Annotated in this window: 21 protein-coding genes and 2 pseudogenes; 15 read left to right on the forward strand and 8 right to left on the reverse strand. The window is 70.6% G+C overall.

Going from position 1 to position 20,756, the window contains the following annotated elements:
- Window positions 1-4: 4 nt before the first annotated feature.
- Window positions 5-850 carry an RDD family protein gene (locus Q0Z83_RS15560; RefSeq protein ID WP_317794633.1) on the forward strand — a complete coding sequence of 282 codons (846 nt, stop codon included), beginning with the start codon at window positions 5-7 and terminating at the stop codon, window positions 848-850.
- Window positions 851-926: 76 nt separating this feature from the next.
- Here Q0Z83_RS15560 and Q0Z83_RS15565 read toward each other — a convergent pair whose 3' ends face one another.
- Complete coding sequence (locus Q0Z83_RS15565) at window positions 927-2,078, reverse strand: hypothetical protein (protein ID WP_317794634.1); 1,152 nt, start codon at window positions 2,076-2,078, stop codon at window positions 927-929.
- Between the two features lie 49 nt (window positions 2,079-2,127).
- Window positions 2,128-3,654 carry an FG-GAP-like repeat-containing protein gene (locus Q0Z83_RS15570; protein WP_317794635.1) on the reverse strand — a complete coding sequence of 509 codons (1,527 nt, stop codon included), beginning with the start codon at window positions 3,652-3,654 and terminating at the stop codon, window positions 2,128-2,130.
- 178 nt (window positions 3,655-3,832) lie between these two features.
- Here Q0Z83_RS15570 and Q0Z83_RS15575 point away from each other — a divergent pair, with 178 nt between their 5' ends.
- The 5 genes from Q0Z83_RS15575 to Q0Z83_RS15595 all read left to right on the forward strand — a co-directional run bounded on the left by Q0Z83_RS15575 (window position 3,833) and on the right by Q0Z83_RS15595 (window position 6,767).
- A complete protein-coding gene (locus Q0Z83_RS15575; protein WP_317794636.1) occupies window positions 3,833-4,618 on the forward strand; it encodes a hypothetical protein in 786 nt (261 codons plus the stop codon).
- Window positions 4,585-5,073: a hypothetical protein gene (locus Q0Z83_RS15580; protein ID WP_317794637.1), complete on the forward strand. Its 489-nt coding sequence runs from the start codon at window positions 4,585-4,587 to the stop codon at window positions 5,071-5,073. Before Q0Z83_RS15575 ends, Q0Z83_RS15580 begins: the two co-directional genes overlap by 34 nt.
- A 209-nt stretch (window positions 5,074-5,282) precedes the next feature.
- Window positions 5,283-5,462 (forward strand): hypothetical protein, encoded by a 180-nt coding sequence (locus Q0Z83_RS15585; RefSeq protein ID WP_317794638.1) that lies wholly within the window; start codon window positions 5,283-5,285, stop codon window positions 5,460-5,462.
- The gene (locus tag Q0Z83_RS15590) at window positions 5,459-5,869 is read left to right on the forward strand and encodes a PIN domain-containing protein (protein WP_317794639.1); all 411 of its coding nucleotides are present in this window, start codon (window positions 5,459-5,461) and stop codon (window positions 5,867-5,869) included. The genes Q0Z83_RS15585 and Q0Z83_RS15590 overlap by 4 nt, the downstream gene beginning before the upstream one ends.
- Window positions 5,870-6,035: 166 nt before the next feature.
- A complete protein-coding gene (locus tag Q0Z83_RS15595; protein ID WP_317794640.1) occupies window positions 6,036-6,767 on the forward strand; it encodes an alpha/beta hydrolase in 732 nt (243 codons plus the stop codon).
- A gap of 54 nt (window positions 6,768-6,821) precedes the next feature.
- Here Q0Z83_RS15595 and Q0Z83_RS15600 read toward each other — a convergent pair whose 3' ends face one another.
- The 3 genes from Q0Z83_RS15600 to Q0Z83_RS15610 all read right to left on the reverse strand — a co-directional run bounded on the left by Q0Z83_RS15600 (window position 6,822) and on the right by Q0Z83_RS15610 (window position 9,692).
- Window positions 6,822-7,796, reverse strand: coding sequence for a DUF808 domain-containing protein (locus tag Q0Z83_RS15600; RefSeq protein WP_317794641.1), 975 nt, complete (start codon window positions 7,794-7,796; stop codon window positions 6,822-6,824).
- 82 nt (window positions 7,797-7,878) lie between these two features.
- Window positions 7,879-9,285, reverse strand: coding sequence for a hypothetical protein (locus tag Q0Z83_RS15605; RefSeq protein WP_317794642.1), 1,407 nt, complete (start codon window positions 9,283-9,285; stop codon window positions 7,879-7,881).
- Complete coding sequence (locus Q0Z83_RS15610) at window positions 9,282-9,692, reverse strand: NUDIX hydrolase (RefSeq protein ID WP_317794643.1); 411 nt, start codon at window positions 9,690-9,692, stop codon at window positions 9,282-9,284. Before Q0Z83_RS15610 ends, Q0Z83_RS15605 begins: the two co-directional genes overlap by 4 nt.
- 206 nt (window positions 9,693-9,898) lie before the next feature.
- Here Q0Z83_RS15610 and Q0Z83_RS15615 point away from each other — a divergent pair.
- The 3 genes and pseudogenes from Q0Z83_RS15615 to Q0Z83_RS15625 form a co-directional block, all read left to right on the forward strand.
- A pseudogene (locus Q0Z83_RS15615) lies at window positions 9,899-10,990 on the forward strand (polysaccharide deacetylase family protein); the annotation flags it as partial.
- A 43-nt stretch (window positions 10,991-11,033) separates the two neighbouring features.
- A complete protein-coding gene (locus Q0Z83_RS15620) occupies window positions 11,034-11,654 on the forward strand; it encodes a TetR/AcrR family transcriptional regulator (protein WP_317794644.1) in 621 nt (206 codons plus the stop codon).
- A gap of 145 nt (window positions 11,655-11,799) precedes the next feature.
- Entirely contained in the window at window positions 11,800-13,299 is a 1,500-nt protein-coding gene (locus tag Q0Z83_RS15625) for an FAD-dependent monooxygenase (protein ID WP_317794645.1), read from the forward strand.
- Window positions 13,300-13,303: 4 nt separating this feature from the next.
- On the opposite strand, the pseudogene Q0Z83_RS15630 reads toward Q0Z83_RS15625, so the two are convergent.
- The 3 genes and pseudogenes from Q0Z83_RS15630 to Q0Z83_RS15640 all read right to left on the reverse strand — a co-directional run.
- Window positions 13,304-13,726: pseudogene (locus Q0Z83_RS15630) on the reverse strand (dihydrofolate reductase family protein); the annotation flags it as partial.
- Between the two features lie 24 nt (window positions 13,727-13,750).
- On the reverse strand, window positions 13,751-14,212 hold the full coding sequence (locus Q0Z83_RS15635) for an SRPBCC family protein (RefSeq protein ID WP_317794646.1): 462 nt from the start codon (window positions 14,210-14,212) through the stop codon (window positions 13,751-13,753).
- A gap of 3 nt (window positions 14,213-14,215) precedes the next feature.
- Window positions 14,216-14,557: an ArsR/SmtB family transcription factor gene (locus tag Q0Z83_RS15640; protein ID WP_317794647.1), complete on the reverse strand. Its 342-nt coding sequence runs from the start codon at window positions 14,555-14,557 to the stop codon at window positions 14,216-14,218.
- Between the two features lie 181 nt (window positions 14,558-14,738).
- Here Q0Z83_RS15640 and Q0Z83_RS15645 point away from each other — a divergent pair, with 181 nt between their 5' ends.
- From Q0Z83_RS15645 to Q0Z83_RS15670, 6 genes are all read left to right on the forward strand, one after another.
- A complete protein-coding gene (locus Q0Z83_RS15645; RefSeq protein WP_317794648.1) occupies window positions 14,739-15,008 on the forward strand; it encodes a metal-sensitive transcriptional regulator in 270 nt (89 codons plus the stop codon).
- Between the two features lie 156 nt (window positions 15,009-15,164).
- The gene (locus Q0Z83_RS15650) at window positions 15,165-15,752 is read left to right on the forward strand and encodes a rhodanese-like domain-containing protein (protein ID WP_317794649.1); all 588 of its coding nucleotides are present in this window, start codon (window positions 15,165-15,167) and stop codon (window positions 15,750-15,752) included.
- 34 nt (window positions 15,753-15,786) lie between these two features.
- A complete protein-coding gene (locus tag Q0Z83_RS15655) occupies window positions 15,787-16,563 on the forward strand; it encodes a sulfite exporter TauE/SafE family protein (RefSeq protein WP_317794650.1) in 777 nt (258 codons plus the stop codon).
- 125 nt (window positions 16,564-16,688) lie between these two features.
- Window positions 16,689-17,060 carry a rhodanese-like domain-containing protein gene (locus Q0Z83_RS15660; RefSeq protein ID WP_317794651.1) on the forward strand — a complete coding sequence of 124 codons (372 nt, stop codon included), beginning with the start codon at window positions 16,689-16,691 and terminating at the stop codon, window positions 17,058-17,060.
- Window positions 17,061-17,109: 49 nt separating this feature from the next.
- Window positions 17,110-18,495: an MBL fold metallo-hydrolase gene (locus tag Q0Z83_RS15665; RefSeq protein WP_317794652.1), complete on the forward strand. Its 1,386-nt coding sequence runs from the start codon at window positions 17,110-17,112 to the stop codon at window positions 18,493-18,495.
- 628 nt (window positions 18,496-19,123) lie between these two features.
- Complete coding sequence (locus tag Q0Z83_RS15670; RefSeq protein WP_317794653.1) at window positions 19,124-20,704, forward strand: RNA-directed DNA polymerase; 1,581 nt, start codon at window positions 19,124-19,126, stop codon at window positions 20,702-20,704.
- The last annotated feature ends 52 nt before the right edge of the window (window positions 20,705-20,756 follow it).

Raw genomic sequence — 20,756 nt, forward strand, 5'->3', positions numbered from 1 at the left:
CATCGTGTTGACTGTCCGGGTGCTCACCACCGCCGAAGCCGTCGAGATCGACGTGCGCCCCGCCCGCCTCGGGTCGCGCGCCATCGCCCTGATGTTCGACATCCTGATGCAGGCGATCGTCTTCGGCTTCCTGACCGCCCTGTACTACATCGTCAACGACATGCTGCCCCCGGCGTACACCGACCTGATCCGCCCGGACACCGCCTACCTGATCGGCATCGCGATCGTCGCCGTCGGCTACCCCACGGTCGCCGAGACGTTCACCAACGGCCGCAGCTTCGGCAAAATGATCATGGGGTTGCGGGTGATCCGCGAGGACGGCGGCCCGATCCGCGCCCGGCACGCCTTCACCCGCGCCCTGATCGGCCTGGCCGTCGAATGGCCCGGCCTGCTGCTGCCGCTGGTCACCTGGGCCGGCAGCCTGGCCACCATGATCGCCTCCCGGCGCGGCCGCCGCCTCGGCGACCTGGCCGCCGGCACCCTGGTCGTCCACGAACGCCGCCCGGTGCCCTGGAACCTGGTCCCCGGCATGCCCGCCGGCCTGGCCCTGTGGGCCGCCGACGCCGACCTGTCCGCCGTCGACGACGACCTGGCCGAGGCCGTCCGCCAGTTCGCCGCCCGCTCGGTCAACTTCGCCGAACCGTACCGGTCGGTCCTCGGCCAGAGCCTGCACGCCGAGGTCAAAGCCAAAGTCACCCCACCACCGCCGTCCGGCACCCCACCGTGGCTGTTCCTGGTCGCGGTCCTCGCCGAACGCCGACGGCGTTCCGCCGCCCAGCTCGCCGCCACCCGAGCGGTCACCCAGCGCGTCCTGCCCGGCTTCGGCCAGGTCCCCGCCGCCCGCCGCTGACTTCTCACCCCGAACCTCATCTGATACGGCCACCCGAACCCGTCACACGCGAGAGGCCGGCACACCCGGCCGCCCATCAGGATTCGGACGCCGCCCGCCCTCCGGCAACGGCACGGTCGCCGATCGTGAGAACGTCGTCACGGCAGCTCACGAACACCCCGCCCGGCCGCTCCAGACGCGCCGCCCGCACCGGCCACCGCCCGTCCACCGGCTCGGCGAAGTTCACCGACACCCCGTCTGCGCACTCCACGAGCGTCAGACACGCCATGTCCGGCATCCGGCTCGCGTCCGGCCGATGATCAGCGACCGCACCCCACGAGTCGGCCATCGACTGGAACACCCGGTCACGCTCCGCACCCCGCAGCCGCGCCGCCTCCCCGGCCCGAGTCCCCGCCCCGGCCAACGGCACCACCAGCGATTCCAGCGCGACCCGCCCGACGTGACCGCAGAACCGCACCCGGCGAATCTGCACCATCGATTCCCGAAACGCCCAGGCCGCAGCCGACGCGGCCCCCGTCGCCCGGCGCACCGGCGGACGACGCCGGCTCCGTTCCCGCCACGGCGGCACCCGATCCTGCACCGCACGAGCCGCCCGCGACAGATGCCACTCCCAGTCGTCGATCCCGACCGTCACCGCCCCACCGGCGAGCAACCCCGACCGGCCGATCCGGACCTGCTCACCGCCCAGCTGCAGCCCGTCGACGTCGGCACTGTCGAACACCGCCCGCGAAACCGGCATCTCCAGGTGGAACTCACCGACGCCGTCCGTGAACAGCCGCGGCGCCCGCACCACCATCAGGCCGCAGAACCCGTCCCCGGACCGCTCGATGCGCACCACCCGGGCCGTCGCCCGCGCCAGGTCGTAGTCACCGTCGAGCCCGCCCACCGCCACCGGCAGCACACTCGCGCGGAGCCGCCCCGCCGAGTCCCGGTAGTAGAGCGGCTCCGCCGGTACCGGCAGCAGCCGCCGCATCGGCTCACCGCAGACCTCGACCATCCACTCCCGGTGGAACTCACCCATCCACCGCAGACCGGCCCGCGCCGCCCGCTCCCGCAGCCACCGGTTCCGGATCCCGAGCACCCCGAAGAAGTGCGACGTGTTGTTGTCCCACACGTCGGCGAGACGGGCCACCTCCCGCCGATCGAAACGCCGCCCGTCCGCGACGATCTCCGCGATCCGCTGCACCGACCGATCCACCAGTTCCACGAACATGCCGACCGCGCTCATGACACGGCAGCGTAGAACGGTGGGGCCGGCGAACCGGCCCCACCGTTCGTCAGCCGATCGCCAGGTAGTCGGCGAACGCCCCACCGGTCGGCCACATCGCCGTGTAGCCGAGCAGCCTGCCCGCACCGTTACCCGGGAAGAGCAGCATGTCGTTGTTGTTGTTGATCGCCGCGATGTCGAGCCTGCCGTCGGTGTTGAAGTCACCCGCGGCGATGCCCTTGTAGTTCGCGAACGCCCCGCCGGTCGGCCACATCGCCGCGTACGAGGTCAGCTTCCCGGCCCCGTCACCGGGCAGCAGCAGCATGTCGTTGTTGTTGTTGATCGCCGCGATGTCGAACCGGCCGTCACCGTTGAAGTCACCGGACGTGATCGCCTTGTAGTTGGCGAACGCGCCACCGGTGGGCCACATCGCCGCGTACGTGGTCAGCTTGCCCGTTCCGTTGCCCGGGAAGAACAGCATGTCGTTGTTGTTGTTGATGCCGGCCAGGTCGAGACGACCGTCGCCGTTGAAGTCACCCGCGGTGATCGCCTTGTAGTTCGCGAACGCCCCCGCCGTCGGCCACATCGCCGTGTAGCCGAGCAGCTTGCCCGCACCGTCACCCGGGAAGAACAGCAGCGTGTTACCGGCGTTGATGCCGGCCACGTCGGCCTTGCCGTCGCTGTTGAAGTCACCCGCGGTGATCGCCTTGTACCCGGCCCAGGCGCCACCGGTCGCCCACATCGGCGTGTACGACGGCAGCCTGCCCGCACCGTCTCCGGGGAACAGCAGCATGTCGCGGTTGTTGTTGATCGCCGCGAGGTCCGGGTTGCCGTCACCGTTGAAGTCGCCACGCGGCTTGATCTCGGCGGCGGTCTGCGTCACCCACCCGGCGATGTCGTCCAGCCGCGTCAGCGTACCCCCGGCGGTGGCGTCGGCCGCCGCACCGAGGCAGCCGCCCTGACCACCGTCGGCGGTGATCGCGACGAGCTCGAAACCACCGGCCACCGAACGCAGCCCGGGCCCGCCCGCGTCACCCTTGCACGGCCCGGCCTGCCCCGGGGTGGCCGGCGCGATACCGGTCGCCACCGTAGCGACCGACGACACCGTGAACGTGCCCAGATGCGCCTGACCCGGCACCCATTCGGTGGCGGTGCGCCCGTACCCGAGCACCGACAGCGTCTGCCCGGCCACCGGCGCCGTCGTCGCCACCTTGACCGGGACCACACCGGCCACCGAGGTGGCCAACTTGACCAGCACCACGTCCCGGCTCGGATGCGGCACCACGCGGGTCGCCGTGCGCCCGGCGCCGCCGACGGTCACCGTGGTCGCCACCGTCGGAGCACCGTCGACGACAACCTGCCCACCGGCTTCGAAACACGACTTCGCCGTCACCACCCACCGGGTGTTCACCAGGGCACCCGTGCAGGAGAAACCGACGCCGGGGGCGCCGACCACCACCTTCGCCAGGTACGGGTGAACGGCACCGTCGACAGCGGTCCCACCGACGGCACCGACCGGAACCGGGAACAGCACCGCCGCGACCGACCCGGCGGCCACCGCTCCGCCGGTCAGTCGCCTTCGCAAGATCCCCCGCATGAAACCCCCATCCATCCACACACGCCTACATAGACGTGCTCCTATCTCGACGTTGCGCACGTTACACCGACGAGCCCGGACGGCAGGGACACCCGCAACCACCACCCGCCGTCCCGAAATCCGTTTCCGCAGCACCACCGGCCCCGGTTTGAATGTGCGGGTGCTGACCATCCGCCCGGTGATCGAGGTAGACCCGTGGGCCCTGGCCGAGACCACCGGCGGCGAGGTGCTCGACGACGGCCCCGGCGGGCCGACGCTCCGGCAGAGGTCCCCGCTGCGGCCCGCCGACGGTCCGCAACCGTGGCGCACGGCATCACCACCGGCCTGGTCCTGGCTGCCCTTGGACGGCCGCCGTACGCCCGCCGAGGTGGCCCTGCTCATCGCGGCGGTGGCCGCAGCCACCCACCCCGCCGAAGACGACCCCGCCGAGACGCGGACCGCCCGGGCTCCTGAGGACTGGCCCGGCCCGGCGATCAACAGACTGCTGGCCGCGCCGGACCTGATCGTCGCCGGTGGCCTGCAGGTCCACGACAGCACCTCCGCGGTGACGGTGACACCAGGCTGCTGCTGCGGCCTGGAGACCTGGCGCGAATGGCCGGCCCTGCTGGGCGGCACCCCGCCGTGGCTGGGCCACGATCCCACCCCGACGTTCCAGGACCTCGGCCCCTACCTGCGCCTATGGCAGAACGACGGCGCCCGGGGCCCATACCTCGACATCCCCCGCGCCGACCTGCCCGCCCTGCTGGCACAGGCGCACCACGACCTGAACGCCTTCCTCCCCCTGACCGGAGCCTGGGCCACCACCTGGACGGCCACCCACGGCCCCGCCACCCTCGACGGCGGTCCCGATCCGGCCACCGAGACGCCGGGCCCTGCCCTGATGGCCGCCCTCGACCGCGGCTTCGCCGTCACCGCCCCACTGGAGTTCCCGTGCGATACCGCTACACCGGCCCCGCCGACATAGCCGCCCGCTCCCGGCACCACCCCGCCGGCACCCCGGCCGGCTCGGCCGCGGACATCCGGGCGTGGCTGGCCGCCACCGATCCCCGGGACCGGCGTGACCCGTTCACCTACGTGATCACCATCGACGGTGTCCTACTGCTGGCCCCACGCCGCAGCGAACACGTGGCCTGCGCCGCCGGCGCCGACGTCCTGGCCGCCGGAGAGATCACCTTCACCCCGGACGGCGGTGTGTCGGCGGTGACCAACCAGTCCACCGGCTACTGCCCCCAACCCTGCTGCTGGCCCGCCGTCGACGCCGCCCTGAACCGGGCCGGCATCGCCCACCCGGGTGCCTTCACCAGCGCCTTCGTCTTCCGACACTGCACCGTCTGCACCCACCTCAACGTGATCAAAGACGACGTCTACGTCTGCGCCCACTGCGACACCGACCTGCCGCCCACCCTCCGGAAATCCTGATCCGGCCCGGCAACGTCATGGCCGCCACCAACCGAGCGGGCCGCGGCGGCTCAGCACGCCCCACCGCTGTCGACCCGGGTCTGTTCCCAGCAGGCGGCCGGATCGACAGAGCACGAACCGGCCCGCAGTCGATCGCGATGTCATCAGTCATCACTCGGACGAGTGATCGGCCCCTGCCCGGAGAACCGGTGCGCCGATAGAATCGCGGCGTGCCAGACGAACCCGACACCAACGACCTCCCGCCGAGCCGACAGCTCGCGGCCCTGCTCGGCCTGCCCGAGCCGAAACCCTTCGACGAGGTCGAGGAACGCGCCTACCAGCAGTGGCTGGCCGACGGCGACGCGCAGGTCGAGGCGATCCTGGCCCGGCGCCGACAGCGCGCCGCGTGATCCAGGTCCGCCCGCACGTCCTCGACGCATCCGCCCTGGTCGAGTTGTTCTCCGGTCATCCACGGCTGATGCGGCTGCTCGACGACGCCGACGCCGGTGACCGGTTCGTGATCGTGCCGACCCTGGCGATCGCCGAGGCCCAGACCGTGCTGAACGCCCGCCAGTCGCACTGGGACCGGATCCTCGGCGTGCGGAGCCTGCTCACCATCGACCTGAGCCCGCACGTCGCCGTGGAGATCGGTCGTCTGGCCGGGCCGCGGCTGCGGTTTCATCCGGTGCACACGCCGCTGATCGGCCCGCTGATGGCGGCGCAGGTGCTGCATGAGGCACAGATGCTCAACGGCGTCATCGTCACCCGGGTGCCGGAGGCCTACGGCGGACACGACGTCGCCGTCCAGAAGCTCTGACCGAGCGCGACAGGTCGCAACGCGACAGATCGGGCGTGATAGTTTCGGCGGCGCCGTGCGCCACGACGACCCGAGGAGGTGAGACCGATCAACGCAGTGACCGATCGGGACTTCCCGCCTCGCATGGTCCGGGGAGTGCCCGTCCAGGCATTCTGAAAGGCCTTTCGTGCGCTCACTTTCCACGTCGTCGGCCGACGGCGTACAACGACTGCTCTTCTCGGTCGGTGAGGTTCCCGGTGTCCTCTGGACACCGCTCGGTGCCACCGGTGTCCGCCCGCTGATCCTGATCGGACACGGCGGCGGCCAGGACAAGACCGCCCCGGCCGTGTCACACCGGGCCCGCCGTTTCGTCGCCGACCTCGGCGCCGCCGTTGTCAGCGTCGACGTGCCCGGCCACGGCGACCGGCCCGTACACCCCGAATTCAACGCCCTGGCCACCGCCGACCAGGCCCGCATCGACGCAGGCGAGGATCTGATCACCCTGCTCGCCGCCTTCCAGGCGAGGGTGGCCGAGCAGACCGTCCCGGAGTGGCGGGCCGTCCTGGACGCCGTCCAGGCGCTCGACCACGTCGACGCGGGCCCGGTCGGCTACTGGGGTGTGTCGCTGGGCTGCGGGCTGGGCGTCCCGTTCGTGGCCGCCGAGCCACGGGTCCGCGCCGCCGTACTCGGCCTGGGCAGTGCTCTGGTCAACGCCGCCGACGCCGCCCGGATCACCGTGCCCGTCGAATTCCTGGTCCAATGGCATGACGAGCGGGTTCCCCGCGAGCAGAGCCTGGCGCTGTACGACGCGTTCGGGTCCGAGGAGAAGTCACTGCACGCCAACCCGGGCCTGCATGCCGACCGTCTGCCGGAGCACGAACTCGACAGTGCGGTCCGGTTCTTCGCCCGCCACCTGTGACACGAACGGCCCGTCCCCGGTGTGCACACCGGGGACGGGCCGTTCGTGGTGTCACTACTCGGTCTCGGACTCCGCGGCGGCCTCGGTTTCCTTCTTCTCGGGCTTGGCGTGTGACTTGCGGTGGAACGTCACGGCCATGAACGCCACGATCAGCGCCCCGATGAGCAGGCCGACGATCGCGCTGGCGATCGTGTTGGTGAACCAGCCCAACACTCCGCCGAGCGCCCCGGTCGCGTCGTGGACGGCCTCCTCCATGTGGTGCACGATCGAGTACGGCCCGTGCCAGCCCAGATCGTCCGCCCCGACCAGCAGGATGTGCCCGCCGACCCACAGCATCGCCGCGGTGCCGATGACACTCAGCGCGGTCAGGACCTTCGGCATCGCCTTGACCAGGCCGCGGCCGAACTTCGCGACCCCCTTGCCGGGCTTCTCGGCCAGGCGCAGACCGACGTCGTCCATCTTGACGATCAGGCCGACCGCCCCGTACACCAGCACCGTCATGATCACCGCGACGATCGACAGGATGATCAACCGGGACCAGAACGTCTCGCTGGCCACCTCGTTCAGCGAGATCACCATGATCTCGGCGGACAGGATCAGATCGGTCCGGATCGCGCCGGACACCAGGGTCTTCTCGTCGACGCGCTCCTGGCTGTCGTCGGCGTGTTCGGAGTGGGCGACCTTCTCCCAGATCTTCTCGGCACCCTCGTAACACAGGTAGGCGCCACCGATCATCAACAGTGGTGTCAGCAGCCACGGCAGGAACTGGCTGAGCACCAGGATCACCGGCAGGATGATCAGGAACTTGTTGCGCAGCGATCCGATGGCGATGCGCTTGACGATCGGGATCTCCCGCTCGGCGGCCAGGCCGCGCACATACTGCGGGGTGACGGCGGCGTCGTCGATGACCACACCGGCGGCCTTGGCCCCGGCCTTGGCGGCGGCGACCCCGACGTCATCGACGGACGCCGCGGCCGCGCGCGCCAGCACCGCGATATCGTCCAGCAGGGCTGCGAGTCCAGCGCTCAAGGAAGAGGTCCCTTCAAGTCGGATTGCTTCGTGCAGGGTCATTCTCGTCCAGACGGGCGAACCGCGCATGACCCACCCTGGGTTAGCGTCCGAGGGTGCGTCCGGCCCCGGTGATCACCGTGGTCGCGAGCACCCAGCCGGCCACCATGACGGCGAGTGCCACCGCCTTGTCCGCGCCGACCGGATCCCAAACCTTGTCGTGGCCGAGGTCGAGCAGCGGCACCAGCAGATCGACGCTGTAGAGGAACGGATCCCAGGTGGGCGCCTCATCCGGTTTCACCGCCCGCAGCGGCCCTGACCAGGCGAACCAGGCGGTGCTCGCGGCGACCACGGCCAGCAGCCAGGTCAGGGCGCGGCCGGGCCGGTACCCGAATCCGATCCCGGCCTCCTGCACGGCACCCCACACCGCACCGGCCCAGCCCATCGCCCGGTACCGGCGCCGCTCGCGGACCACCCGGACCTGCCGGGCCTCCTGCTCCCGGCCGTCGCGGGCCAGTGCCGCGGCCAGCTGGTCGTACGGTCCGGGCGCGTACCCGCTCGTGTACCGGGCCATCCACGCCAGCCGCTGCCGGGCGGTCCACTCGACGACGTCCTCGGAGCGGCGGGCCAGCCGGTCGTAGGTGAGCCCGTCCAGTTCCACCTCGCACCCGGCCGGCCAGCGCACCGGATCGTCGGCGAGCCGCCCGAAGCGTGCGTCGCGCAGACTGATCGTGCCGGTCGACTCCGGGGCCGGCCGTAACGTCAGCAGCCGCGCCTGCGCCTCGATCAGCAGCAGCGAGTAGCCGCCGCCGGGCGCCGACAGCACCGTGTCACGCATCGTGAGACTGCCGCCGACCTGCACCCCGACCAGGTGGATCTCCCCGCCGGCGATCACCTCGTGCGCGAACAGCGACCCGCCGACGACCAGGCTGCCGGCGCTGATCGCGGCCCCGGTGTCCGGATCGGGGCCGATCCGCGCGGCTCTGAGGTCCACGCTGCCGGTCACCCGGGCTCCGGTCAGCCGCAGTCCGAGGCCCACGGTCGTACCCCGCAGATGGACCCCGCCGCCGATCTCGGCGCGCTGCAGGTGCACACCTCCGCCGATCCGGCTGCCGTCCAGCTCGACCGATCCGCCGATCCGGGCCGGGAGCAGCCACACGTCACCGGTGACGGTCGCGTCGCGTACCCCCAGATCACCGGCGACCCGCAGCCCGTCCGCCTCGATGCCCGGCAGCGTGCAGCCGTCGAGGTTGACCTGCACCAGATCGGCGTGATCGAGCAGCAGCGGCTCGTCGAAGACGCAGCCGCGCAGGCGCAGCGGCATGTCGATGCGCGCTCCGGTCAGGTCGACGGACCCGGTGACGTGCGCGCCGGACAGGTTCAGGCGCCCGCCGCCGTCGCGCAGCAGCCGGGCCAGCAGCTCCCCGTCGACGGCCGCGCCGCCCAGGTCCAGCGGTACGCCGTCGCGGAACGCCCGCCGGACCCGCCGCCGTGTCCGCAGATCGGTCACCGGGCGTCCGCGCGTAACCGTCCGGCCCGGAACAACTCGTCGAAGATCATCTGGTCGACCGGAGACACCCGGTCACGGTCGGCATAGGTCAGCCGGGCCACCTCCTCGATCTCGTTGTCGGCCCGCAACTCGCCGTGGAAGTCGGCGGTGTAGCAGGTCATCCGGACCACGGTGCCCGCCGGATGGGCGTGCGCCTGCGCCTCGAACGTCCCGACGTGGACCGCGCTGCCGGCCACGATCGTCACGCTGAGTTCCTCCCGGATCTCCCGCACCAGGGTTTCCAGGTCGCTCTCGCCGGGTTCGCGTTTGCCGCCGGGCAGGTAGTAGACGTCCCGGCCCACCGACCGGGTACTGAGGATCGCGCCGTCGTCCACCTGAATCCAGGCGATCTTGTCAATCAGGGTCACTCGAGCATTCCAGCGTGTACCGCACCGCGAACTCAAGCGCACCCGGCCGCCCGCTGAACCCGCCGACCGCACGACCTACTTCGGCGGGCATGACCCGACGATGGTGGCGTACGGCCACGGCGACCGCGCTGATCGGCATGTTCGCACTGGCCCCGGCTCCCGCCAGCGCCGCCCCGGCGGTCGCGTCGAAGTAGGTCTACTTCACCTTCGACGACGGCCCCGGCCCGGGCACCGACGACCTGCCCGACGCGGCCGCCGCGTACGACGCGAAGGTGACCCTGTTCTATGTCGGCCGCAACGGCGAGCAGGCCCCGCAGTCGGTGGCCCGCGCGGCGGCCGAGGGGCACGTCATCGGCAGTCACACCTACAGCCACGAATCGTTGACCACGCTGAGCCGGGCCGAGGCGTTCCGGCAGATCGCCCAGGGCCACAACGCGCTGCGCCCGTACGTCAGCAACTGCTGGCGCCCGCCGCGGTGGCTCACCTCGCCGACCATCGAGCAGGACGCCAAGAGCCTGGGCCTGCGCCAGACGCTGCGCACGATGGATCCGGCCGAGACCCGGCGGGTGTTCGTGCCGGCCGCCTGGACCGACGAGGACCAGATCGTCGCCGAGGTCCAGCAGCAGGTCTACGACGGCGCGATGATCACCCTGCACGCGGAGGGCCCGAGTGCCGCCGCCCAGCTGGGCGCGTTCAAGCGGCTGCTGCCGCTGTTGACCGCCCGGGGCTACCGGTTCAAGGCCCTGCCGTACTGCGACCGGCCGACCCACACCCTGCTGGCCGTCGGTGACGAGCTCACCGTCGGGTCCGGCACCGCCAACTACCGCAACCAGCTGGACCTGATGCTGCGCCGCGGCGCCGAACCGCGCGGCTTCAACTTCCGCTGGGAGGGCAGTGTCACCGACAGTCCGACCACCGGCATGCACCACGACGGGTTCGCCGGTCAGACGCTGCCGCGGTTGACTCGCGACATCACCGGCTGGCAGGCCGGCTACCGTCCGGACGTCATCCTGCTCACCGCCGCGACCCCGGACATCCGCCACGGTGACGGCGCCGGCACGGTGGGCCGGCGGATGACCGCGCTGCTGCAGACGATCCGCCACAACCAGCCGCAGGTGAGCGTCTTCGTGGCGATTCCGCGCGCCGACAACGCCCACCAGCAGGCGGTACGGGACGCGATCACCGCCGCGGGACCCGGTTTCCACGCCGTCGACCTGCACACCGTGAACCCGGCCGAGCCCCGGCAGATCGCCCGGCGGTTCTACCGCTCACTCCACACCTGCGGGATTTTTGCGTGACACGCATCTTTGCGTGACACGCAAATAATGTTAGCGTGGAGGCATGACGGGGCTACGCGAGCGCAAGAAAGCCGAGACCCGGGCGGCGCTCGGCTGGGCCGCCATCCACCTCACCGCCGAGCGCGGCTACGACAACGTCCGCGTCGAGGACATCGCCGAGGCGGCCGGCGTCTCCCCGCGTACCTTCAACAACTATTTCTCCAGCAAGGCCGAGGCGATCGCCTCACGCCACCTGGACCGCAGCCTGCGCACCGCCGCCGCCCTGCGCGAGCGCCCCGCCGACGAACCACTCTGGACCGCGCTGACCGTGGCCGCCCTGGCCCAGTTCACCCGCGGCCCCGAGGTCGAGGCGATGCCCTCACCCGGCCACGCCCGATGGGTGGCCGGCGTCCGCGCCATGCTCGCCGAACCCGCCCTGCAGGGCGAACGTCTGCGCGCGGTCGCCGCCGCCGAGGCCGAACTGGCCGCCGCGGTCGCCGAGCGCACCGGCACCGACCTGACCACCGACATGTATCCGCGTCTGGTCGCGGCCGCCGCCAGCGCCGCCGTCGCCGTGGCCATGCAGCACTACCTCGACAGCGCCGACCCGCCGCCGCCGATCGACCAGCTGATCACCGACGCGTTCACCCAGATCGCCGCCGGCCTTCCGGCCCCCGCCCGCTGACCGGACCCGCCCGGCGCGGCCTTCCCCGCGCGCCCACGACGACCGCGACACCCCGGATCGAGAAGCCGCGTCACACCACCGCGGCGGGACGGCCATGCGCCGCACCCGCCGCGGCGATGACGCACGCCCCGAAAGGATCACGATCATGATCGATGTCCTCATCGCCGGAGCCGGACCCAACGGCCTCATGCTCGCCTGCGAACTCGCCCTCGCCGGCCTCCACCCGGTCGTCCTGGAACGCCACCGCACCCCCACCGGCGAACCCCGCGCCAACGGCCTGGTCGGCCAGGTCGTGCGGATGCTCGACCGGCGCGGCCTGTACACCCGCCTCACCGGCGACACCGACCCACCGGCCCCGCTGCCCGTGTTCACGTTCGGCGCGTTCCCGCTGGACCTCACGATGCTCACCGACAACCCGCACTACGTGATCGGCGTCCCGCAGGCACAGCTGGAAGCCACCCTCGCCGCCCGCGCCGACGAACTCGGCGTCGACATCCGCCGCGGCCACCAGGTCACCGGCTTCCACCAAGACCAAGACCAGGTCAACGTCAACCTCGGCGACGGTACGCAACTCAGCTGCCGTTTCCTGGTCGGCGCCGACGGCGGGCACAGCACGGTACGCAGGCTCGCCGGCATCGGGTTTCCCGGCGTTACCGAGGACCGGTCGGTGTCACGGACCGCCACCGTGACGGTCCCCGCCTCCCACCTCGACCCGGACACCGGCGGCCTACGGGTCCCCGGCTACGGCCCGGTCACCCCGTTCCAGCACACCCGCACCCCGCGCGGCATGATCGCCTGGGCACCGTTCCCCGGCCGCCCGGCGATCCTGAGCACCAAGGAGTGGCCGGACACCCCGGTCGGCGACGACACCCCGATGGACCTGGCCGAACTGCGCGCCAGCGTGGCCCGGGTCCTCGGCGCCGACCTGCCGTTCACCGCCGACGGCACCGGCCTGCTGCGTCGGCTGACCAGCTCCAACACCCGCATCGCCGACCGCTACCGGGTGGGCCGGGTGCTGCTGCTCGGCGACGCCGCCCACGTGCACCCGGCGATCGGTGGCCCCGGCCTCAACCTGGGCCTGCAGGACGCGGTCAACCTGGGCTGGAAACTCGCCGCCACGATCCACGGCTGGGCGCCGGACGGGTTGCTCGACACCTACGAGACCGAACGCCGCCCGGTCGCCGAACGCGTCGTCATGTCCACCCAGGCCCAGTCGGCGCTGATCGGCCCCGGCGACGAGATCACCGGCCTACGGGAGCTGTTCGCCGAACTGCTGCGCAAACCGGAGGTCACCGGCCACATCGCGGCCCTGATGTCCGGCGCCGACATCACCTACCCCGCCGACCCGGCCGACCCGCTGGCCGGGCGCACCGCCCCCGACGTGACCGTGCACGGCGAGTGCGGCCCGGTGCGGCTGGCCGAGTCGACCCGCACCGCCCGCCCGCTGCTGCTGGACTCCACCGGCACGTTCGCCGAGGTCACCGCCCCGTGGCGGGACCGGGTCGACGTGGTCACCGGCAAACTGGAAGGCACGACCGCGAGCGCGTTGCTCGTACGCCCGGATTGTTTCGTCGCCTGGTCGGCGGGCGACCCGGAAACGCTGCGCACCGCCCTGTCCCGGTTTTTCGGGCGACCGGCCCGGTGAGCTCTCACCGGGTGCGCACGGTGTAGGTCAGATGGGTCACCCGCGACGACGACACCGAACTCACCGGTTCCAGCGCGACCCGGGACGCGTCGACACCGTCGAACAGGCGCGTCCCGGCACCGAACAGCACCGGCGACAACGCGATCGTGAACTCGTCGACCAGACCCGCGTTCAGGTACTGCAGGATCGTGTCACTGCCACCGGCGATCCGGACGTCCCGGTCGCCGGCGGCCGCCCGGGCCCGGTCGAGCGCCTGGTGGATGCCGTCGCCGACGAAGTGGAACGTGGTGCCGCCCGGCCGCTCCCACGACTCGCGCGGCTGGTGGGTCAGCACGAACACCGGCGTGTGGAACGGCGCCTCCGCGGGCCACGAACGCTCACCGAGGTCGAACATGCGCCGGCCCATGACGCTCGCGCCGGTACGGTCGGCTGAAGAACACCTTGCCGGCCATCAGCGGCCCGCCGTGACATAGGCGGCCAGGTTGGCCAGGGTCTGCTCGCCGCCCTCGATCGCGTGGTACTTCTCGACGGCCTGGTCCCGCAACTTGCGGGTTGGGAAGATCGTGCGCATCACGATCCGGGTCCCGGCGTCCTCGGCGGCGAAGGTCAGCACGGACTCGAACGCGTCCGGGTCGTCCGGCGACTCCCCGTGCAGCAGCGCGATCCGTTCCGGCGGCACGATCTCGGTCCAGGTGATCCACTCCGGGTAGTCGGTGCCGTCCGGCCCGTGCATCACGAAATCCCACACCGCACCCTCGCGGAACTCGAAGGCCCGCGTGGTGGTCGAGAACCCGGCCGGACCCCACCATCGTGATAGGTGCCGGACCTCGGTGAACGCCTCGAACACCAACTCCCGGGGCGCGTCGATCACCCGGGAGACGACGATCTCGCGGTCGGTGGTCGCTGTTTCCATGAGTCAGTCCTCCGGTCGTGTCTGCTTGAGGTCCTGCACGTACGCGTCCAGCCGGTCGAAGCTGTCGTTCCAGAACCGCTCGAACCCGCCGACCCACTCGTGGATCGGCCGCAGCCCGCGCGCGTCCAGCCCGTACAGACGCTGCTTGCCGGCTTCGCGGACCGTGACCAGGCCGACCTCACGCAGCACCCGCAGGTGTTTGGAGGCCGTCGGTTGGCTGATCCCCAGGTGCCGGGCCAGGTCGGTCACCGGCCACTCCCGCCCGCGCAGCAGCCCCAGGATGTCCCGACGCTGCGGCTCGGCGATCGCGTTGAACGTGTCCGACGTCGTCGCTGCTCGTGCCATGCCGGCAATCATATTCCGATAACGGAATGCGTCAAGCGGGCTCTGCTCGGGGAAGGTCGCGTTCAGTCCGAACGCGGCGCTGCGGCGCAGGTCACCGTAGACACGCGGTATACCCTGGGGGGTATATTGGTCCCATGATGCCGGTACCCCCTGGGGTATGTTTTCGATGGAGGTGGCGATCATGGAGATGAGCCCGGTCCTACTCAAGGACGCATTGACCCGTTTGAAGCGCGCACAGGGGCAGCTCGGCGCGGTGATCGCGATGATCGAGAACGGCGAGGACTGCCGGCGGGTGCTCACCCAGCTGTCCGCGGTGTCCAGCGCCGTCGACCGGGCAGGTTTCAAGATCATCGCCACCGGGATGCGGGAGTGTCAGACCGCCCGCCAGCGCGGGGAGGAGCCGCCGATGAGCGAGGAAGAGCTCGAGAAGCTGTTCCTGTCCCTGTCCTGACCGCCGCGCCCCACCTCCCCCGGCTGGGGGTGGGGCGCGTTCCCGTCATGGCCGGATCATGTCTTCCACATACCCCCGGGGGTATGCAGTTCGCCCGACCTACCCGCCCGGCTCGCCCATCGTTGCCGGAACCCGGACAGGAGAACCCCGCACCCCATGACCACACCCACCGGCACCCCAGCCGCCCTCGACGTCCCCACCCTGCGACACCTGCTCACCACCGACCACGCGCCACGGATGATCGACGTGCGCACCCCGGCCGAGTTCGAGACCACGCACATCCCCGGCTCCTACAACGTGCCCCTCGACCTGCTGCGCGAGCACCGCGACGAACTCCGCGCCCACCTCGACGAGCAGATCGTCCTGGTCTGCCGCTCCGGACAGCGCGCCGCTCAGGCCGAACAGGCCCTGGCCGGGGCCGGACTGCCGAACCTACGGGTGCTCACCGGCGGCATCACCGCCTGGCAGACCGCCCACGCCCCGGTCACCACCGGCACCCCACGCTGGGACCTGGAACGACAGGTCCGCCTCGTCGCGGGCGGCATCGTCCTGGCCGCGGTACTCGCCGGCACGATGCTCGAACCGGTCACTTGGGTGGCCGCGCTCATCGGCGCCGGGCTGGCGTTCGCGGCACTGACCAACACCTGCGCCATGGGCATGATGCTGGCCAAGCTGCCCTACAACCGCGGCCCGCGCACCGACCTCGACAAGGTCGTCACCGCACTGGCCGGGGACCGGCGGTAGACGTCATGCCCTACACCCCCATCCGGAGCCGATCGTGATCGCCGCGATCGGGTTCGGCGCGCTCATCGGCATCCTGCTCGGACTGCTCGGCGGCGGCGGCTCCATCCTCGCCGTCCCCGCCCTCGTCTACGGCGCCGGCCTCACCCTGGCCGCGGCAGTGCCCACCTCGCTGCTGGTAGTCGGCATCTCCGCGGCCACCGCAATGCTCCCGCGACTGCGGGCCGGGCTGGTGCAGTGGCGCATCGCGGCCGTCATCGGCGGCACCGGCGCCGCCGCCGCGTTCGCCGGTGCCGCCGTCAACCGGCTGCTCGACCCCCGCCTGGTCCTGATCGGCTTCGCCGCCCTGATGGTCCTCGCCGGCCGGCGGATGCTGAGCGGCACCGACGACTGCGGCGGTGACTGCGCCCTGCCCGGCGGCGGCATCAACTGGCGCGGCTGCCTGCCCAAATCCATCGCCGCCGGCCTCGGCGTCGGCTTCCTGACCGGCCTGTTCGGCGTCGGCGGCGGCTTCCTGATCATCCCGGCCCTGGTGCTGCTGCTCGGCCTGAGCATGCCCGCCGCCGTCGCCACCAGCCTGGTCGTCATCGTGGTCAACTCCGCCGCCGGGTTCGCCGCGCACGCCGGCGACGCGGCCATCGACTACCGCATCGCCGCGGCGTTCACCCTCGCCGCCATCACCGGATCCCTCGCCGCCGGCCGCATCGCCACGCGGATGCCCACCCGGCGGCTGCAACACGCCTTCGCCTGGCTCGTCTTCGCCATCGCCGCGTTCGTGGCCGTCCAGGCGATCATCAACCCCGTTACGGTCTGACCCCGCCACCCGTCCAGTTCGCCGGCCGGCGATGCACACCACAACTCTGACCCTCAGATACCCCCTGGGGTATCCGATGAGTCAGGTGCCGCACCTCCATCCCACCCAAGCCTTCAGGGGATCCGATGCCCATAGCCGCACTGCTGACCAGGCTGTTTCGCAAGTCCTACCGATCCGTGGACCCGCAGCAGGCGGCTGCGCTGATCGCCGACGGTGCGATCCTGCTCGACGTCCGCGAACCGGCCGAATGGCGCGCCGGGCACGCGCCGAAGGCCCGGCACATTCCGCTCGGCCAGCTCGCCGACCGGCTCACCGAAGTGCCGGCCGACCGGCCGGTGATCACCGTCTGCCGGTCCGGGGCCCGTTCCCGACAGGCCGCCGCCATGCTCGCCCGGCAAGGCCGGCAGGTGCACAACCTCACCGGCGGCATGCACGCCTGGACCGGCGCCGGGATGGCCCTGCGCACCAACGGCGGCCGCCCCGGCCGCGTCGCCTGACGCCGCACCACCAGACCCGACCCCACCCCGTCGACCGAAGGAAAAGATCATGCGGTTCACGCAGTACTACCTCGACTGCCTTTCCCAGGCGTCCTACCTGATCGCCGACGAGGCCACCGGCCGGGCCGTGCTCGTCGACCCGCGCCGCGACATCGGCGAATACCTCGCCGACGCCCGCACCCACGGCCTGAGCATCGAGGGCGTCATCAACACCCACTTCCACGCCGACTTCCTCGCCGGACACCTCGAAGTCGCCGCCGCCACCGGTGCCTGGATCGGCTACGGACAACGCGCCGACACCGAATACGCGATCCGAAAACTGGTCGACGGCGAACGCATCAGCCTCGGCGACGTCACCCTGCAGATCCTGGAGACCCCCGGGCACACGCCCGAGTCGATCAGTGTGCTGGTCTACGAACACGCCACCGACAGCACGCCCTACGGCGTACTGACCGGCGACGCGCTGTTCATCGGCGACGTCGGCCGCCCGGACCTGCTCGCCTCCACCGGCGTCACCGCCGACGAACTCGGACGCATGCTGTACGACAGCGTCCAGCACAAACTCATGGCCCTACCCGACGAGGTACGGGTCTTCCCCGCCCACGGCGCCGGATCCGCCTGCGGCAAGAACCTGTCCACCGAACGGCAGTCCACCATCGGCGAACAACGCCGCACCAACTACGCCTGCGCCCCGATGAGCGTCGAGCGGTTCCTCGACCTGGTCACCGCCGGACAACCCGCCGCACCCGGCTACTTCGCCTTCGACGCCGCCCTCAATCGCCAGGCCCGCGACCTGTTCGACCACGACGTCGCACCACGGGCACTCACCGCCACCGAGTTCATCGCCGCCCGTACCGCAGGTGCCCTCGTCATCGACGCCCGCGACCCGCACGACTTCGCCGCCGGGCACCTGCGCGGCGCGCTGAACATCCCCGCCGACGGCCGGTTCGCCGAAACCGCGGGCACCGTCGCCCAGCCCGGCGACACCCTGCTGGTCGTCGCCGACCCCGACCGCGCCGAGGAGATCGTCATCCGCCTGGCCCGCATCGGCTTCGACCGGGTCCTCGGCCACCTGCACGAACCCGAGACCGCCCTGCCGCAGATGGCGGCCGAGCTGACCCGCGCCAGCCGGGTCACCGTCGCCGACCTGCGCACCGCCCTCCTCGACCCGCAACCACCCATGATCCTCGACGTCCGTACCGCCGGCGAACGCGAACACGGGGCCATCGACGGCTCGGCCCACATCCCTCTGGCCGAACTGCCCCACCGTATCGCCGAGATCCCCACCGACCGGCCGGTCGTCGTGCACTGTGCCGGCGGCTACCGCTCCTCCGTCGCCGCCAGCCTGCTGCGCACCACCGGCCACCCCGACGTCTCCGACCTACTCGGCGGCTACAACGCCTGGCAGCTGACGGTCGCACCGGCTGCCGGCTGACCCCGCCGCACCCGTCGGGTGCCGCCCAGGTATGGACGGCACCCGACGGGTGCGGCACGATTCTGCGCGCCCATAACAGGCATTATGATGTACGTCCAATATGTCCGATTCGAGCACCCCGGGCCGTTTATTGGATTACCGGTAATGGCAATCCAATAAATATCCGGGACTCGGCTTCCGAGAGCAGCCTTCTCCCGACGTTTCCGTCAGCTCTCAACTGGAACTGGCGGAGTCTCATCTGATCTGGCGGGCGACGGCCTTCGGGGTTGAGGAAGAGCGGTACAGCGGTTAGCGGTGAGAATGATCTTGCGATTGAGGTATCACGCAAACGTTCGTTTCCGATAGACCTCAGCCGGGGTAATCGCCGTCGGGCATCGCCGCAGCCCAAGTGTCGGTTTCCGAGGTCGACTGCACGGCTGATCGAGGTCGACTGCACTAGGCCGTGGTCTTCCGAATCTCGGAAGGCGGGCCGACGGGCGGCGGCGTATGCGTGTGACTCCGAGCGGCTCCCGACGAACAGGGAAAGGCTTTCGCGTCAGAGGGCTAAATCTCGCGGTACCGTCTGTGCCCAACCTTGACCGGCGTCACGACATGGTCAACTCAGTAGGCCTCAACAAGGAGAGTGATCATGCCGATCGACGGCGACCTCTTGCGGCGTCTGGATCTGCATGCCGCCGTCGAGACTGAGCTGTTGTCACGCAACAGGCTTCTGCCCCGCCGCTGGGATTTCGTCGCTCTTTCCGCCGACCCTTCCTCCGTAGAGAGGTGGCTACGCCCGCAGGTCCGCCGTGGGCCTTCCGGGCACGCTGCCGACGTGGTGTTCGCGGACAAGGGGTGGCGAGGCGCTCGTCCGCTGCACATCATGACGCTTCAGGACAGAGTGCTGTATCGGGCTCTCGTCAAACTCCTCAGCGAAACGCTTCCGGAGCGGTTCCGTAACCGAGTGCCGATCGGACAGTTCAAGCAGGCACCACTCGACGTCCCGGACGTGCAGTACATCAGCAAGACCGACGTCACCGCCTTCTACGAGTTCGTCGATCATGACCTTTTGAGTGCAGAGCTGATCGCTCAGACCGGCGAGGAACTTGCTGTCGACGCGCTGGTGGATCTACTGGCCTCGGTTCTCGGACGACGTATCGGCTTGCCGCAGGTGCACCCGTCGAGCGACGTCCTCGGCGATACCTACATCGACCCCGTTCGCCGACGCCTGATCCGCCGGGGCCACGTGGCGTTCTCGTACTCGGATGACTTCCGCATCGCTTCGCCCTCGCTCGGCGCCGCCCGTGCTTCGCTGGAGGCATGCGCGACCGAGGTGCGCACCCTTGGCCTGGTTCTCAACGAACGCAAGACCTATACCTACGGATCAGAGAACTACCGAGCCTCCCTGACATCGTTCGCTGAGGCGGAACAACGCCTGTTCCAGAACGCAGGCAACCCTGATGATCCGTTCGCGACGGCGAGCTCGCTGTTCGATCCTGACTACGACGACGCTGACACCGGCTCCGCGAGCCTTGGCGCGACCCCGCTAGGCAGCGATGTCGACGAGGAGGACGCGTTCACCGAGGACGGCGGCGATCCTTCCGAAGAAGTAGACGCGCGACGCCTGCAGGCCTCCTCCCGTGCGTGGGAGATGTGGGTCCACGAGGAAGAGTCCGAGGAAGCCCAGGCAGGTCAGGACGCCGCGATCACTCAGTCTCTTCTCGGCCGGGCATTGGCGACCCTCGGCACGGCCGGCGACGAAGGGCCGCTCGAAAATCTATCTGCGCTGCTTCGATTTGAGCCCGCCCTTACCCCCCAGGTCGTCGCATATATCGAGGCTTTTGCGCGTACCGGGCGAAGTGCACGCACCAAGCTCCGCCGAGTGCTCGACGAGACCGTTAACAGCGACATCCTCAGCCCCTGGCAAGGAATGTGGATCGCACAGGCAGCTGGCGGCATCCGACGCGCGGAAAGTACACACGGTTACGAGCTCTGGCTGGCTCAGTGCGTGGAGGGTAGCCATGATGGGCTTGCAGCCACAGCGGCGGCTGCGCTGGGACGTATCGGGCGGGGAAACGCCGATCTGGTGTCGGCAGCCATCGAACGTGTCGGGCCGGAGTGGCGGCGGCTGGCCTTCTGGGGCTTGATGCGCCTGGACCGCGCTCGCGCGGAGAGCACAGCGGAGGACGAACTTGATCGGCTCCTGCTCAACGCCGCGGTTGCGGAATGAGCGCGGCCGCTCCTCCGATCCCGTCCGCTGAGGCCGAGGCGGCCTCAGCGCT

Origin of the sequence: Actinoplanes sichuanensis, assembly GCF_033097365.1 — a bacterium.
GTDB classification, from domain to species: Bacteria; Actinomycetota; Actinomycetes; order Mycobacteriales; family Micromonosporaceae; genus Actinoplanes; species Actinoplanes sichuanensis.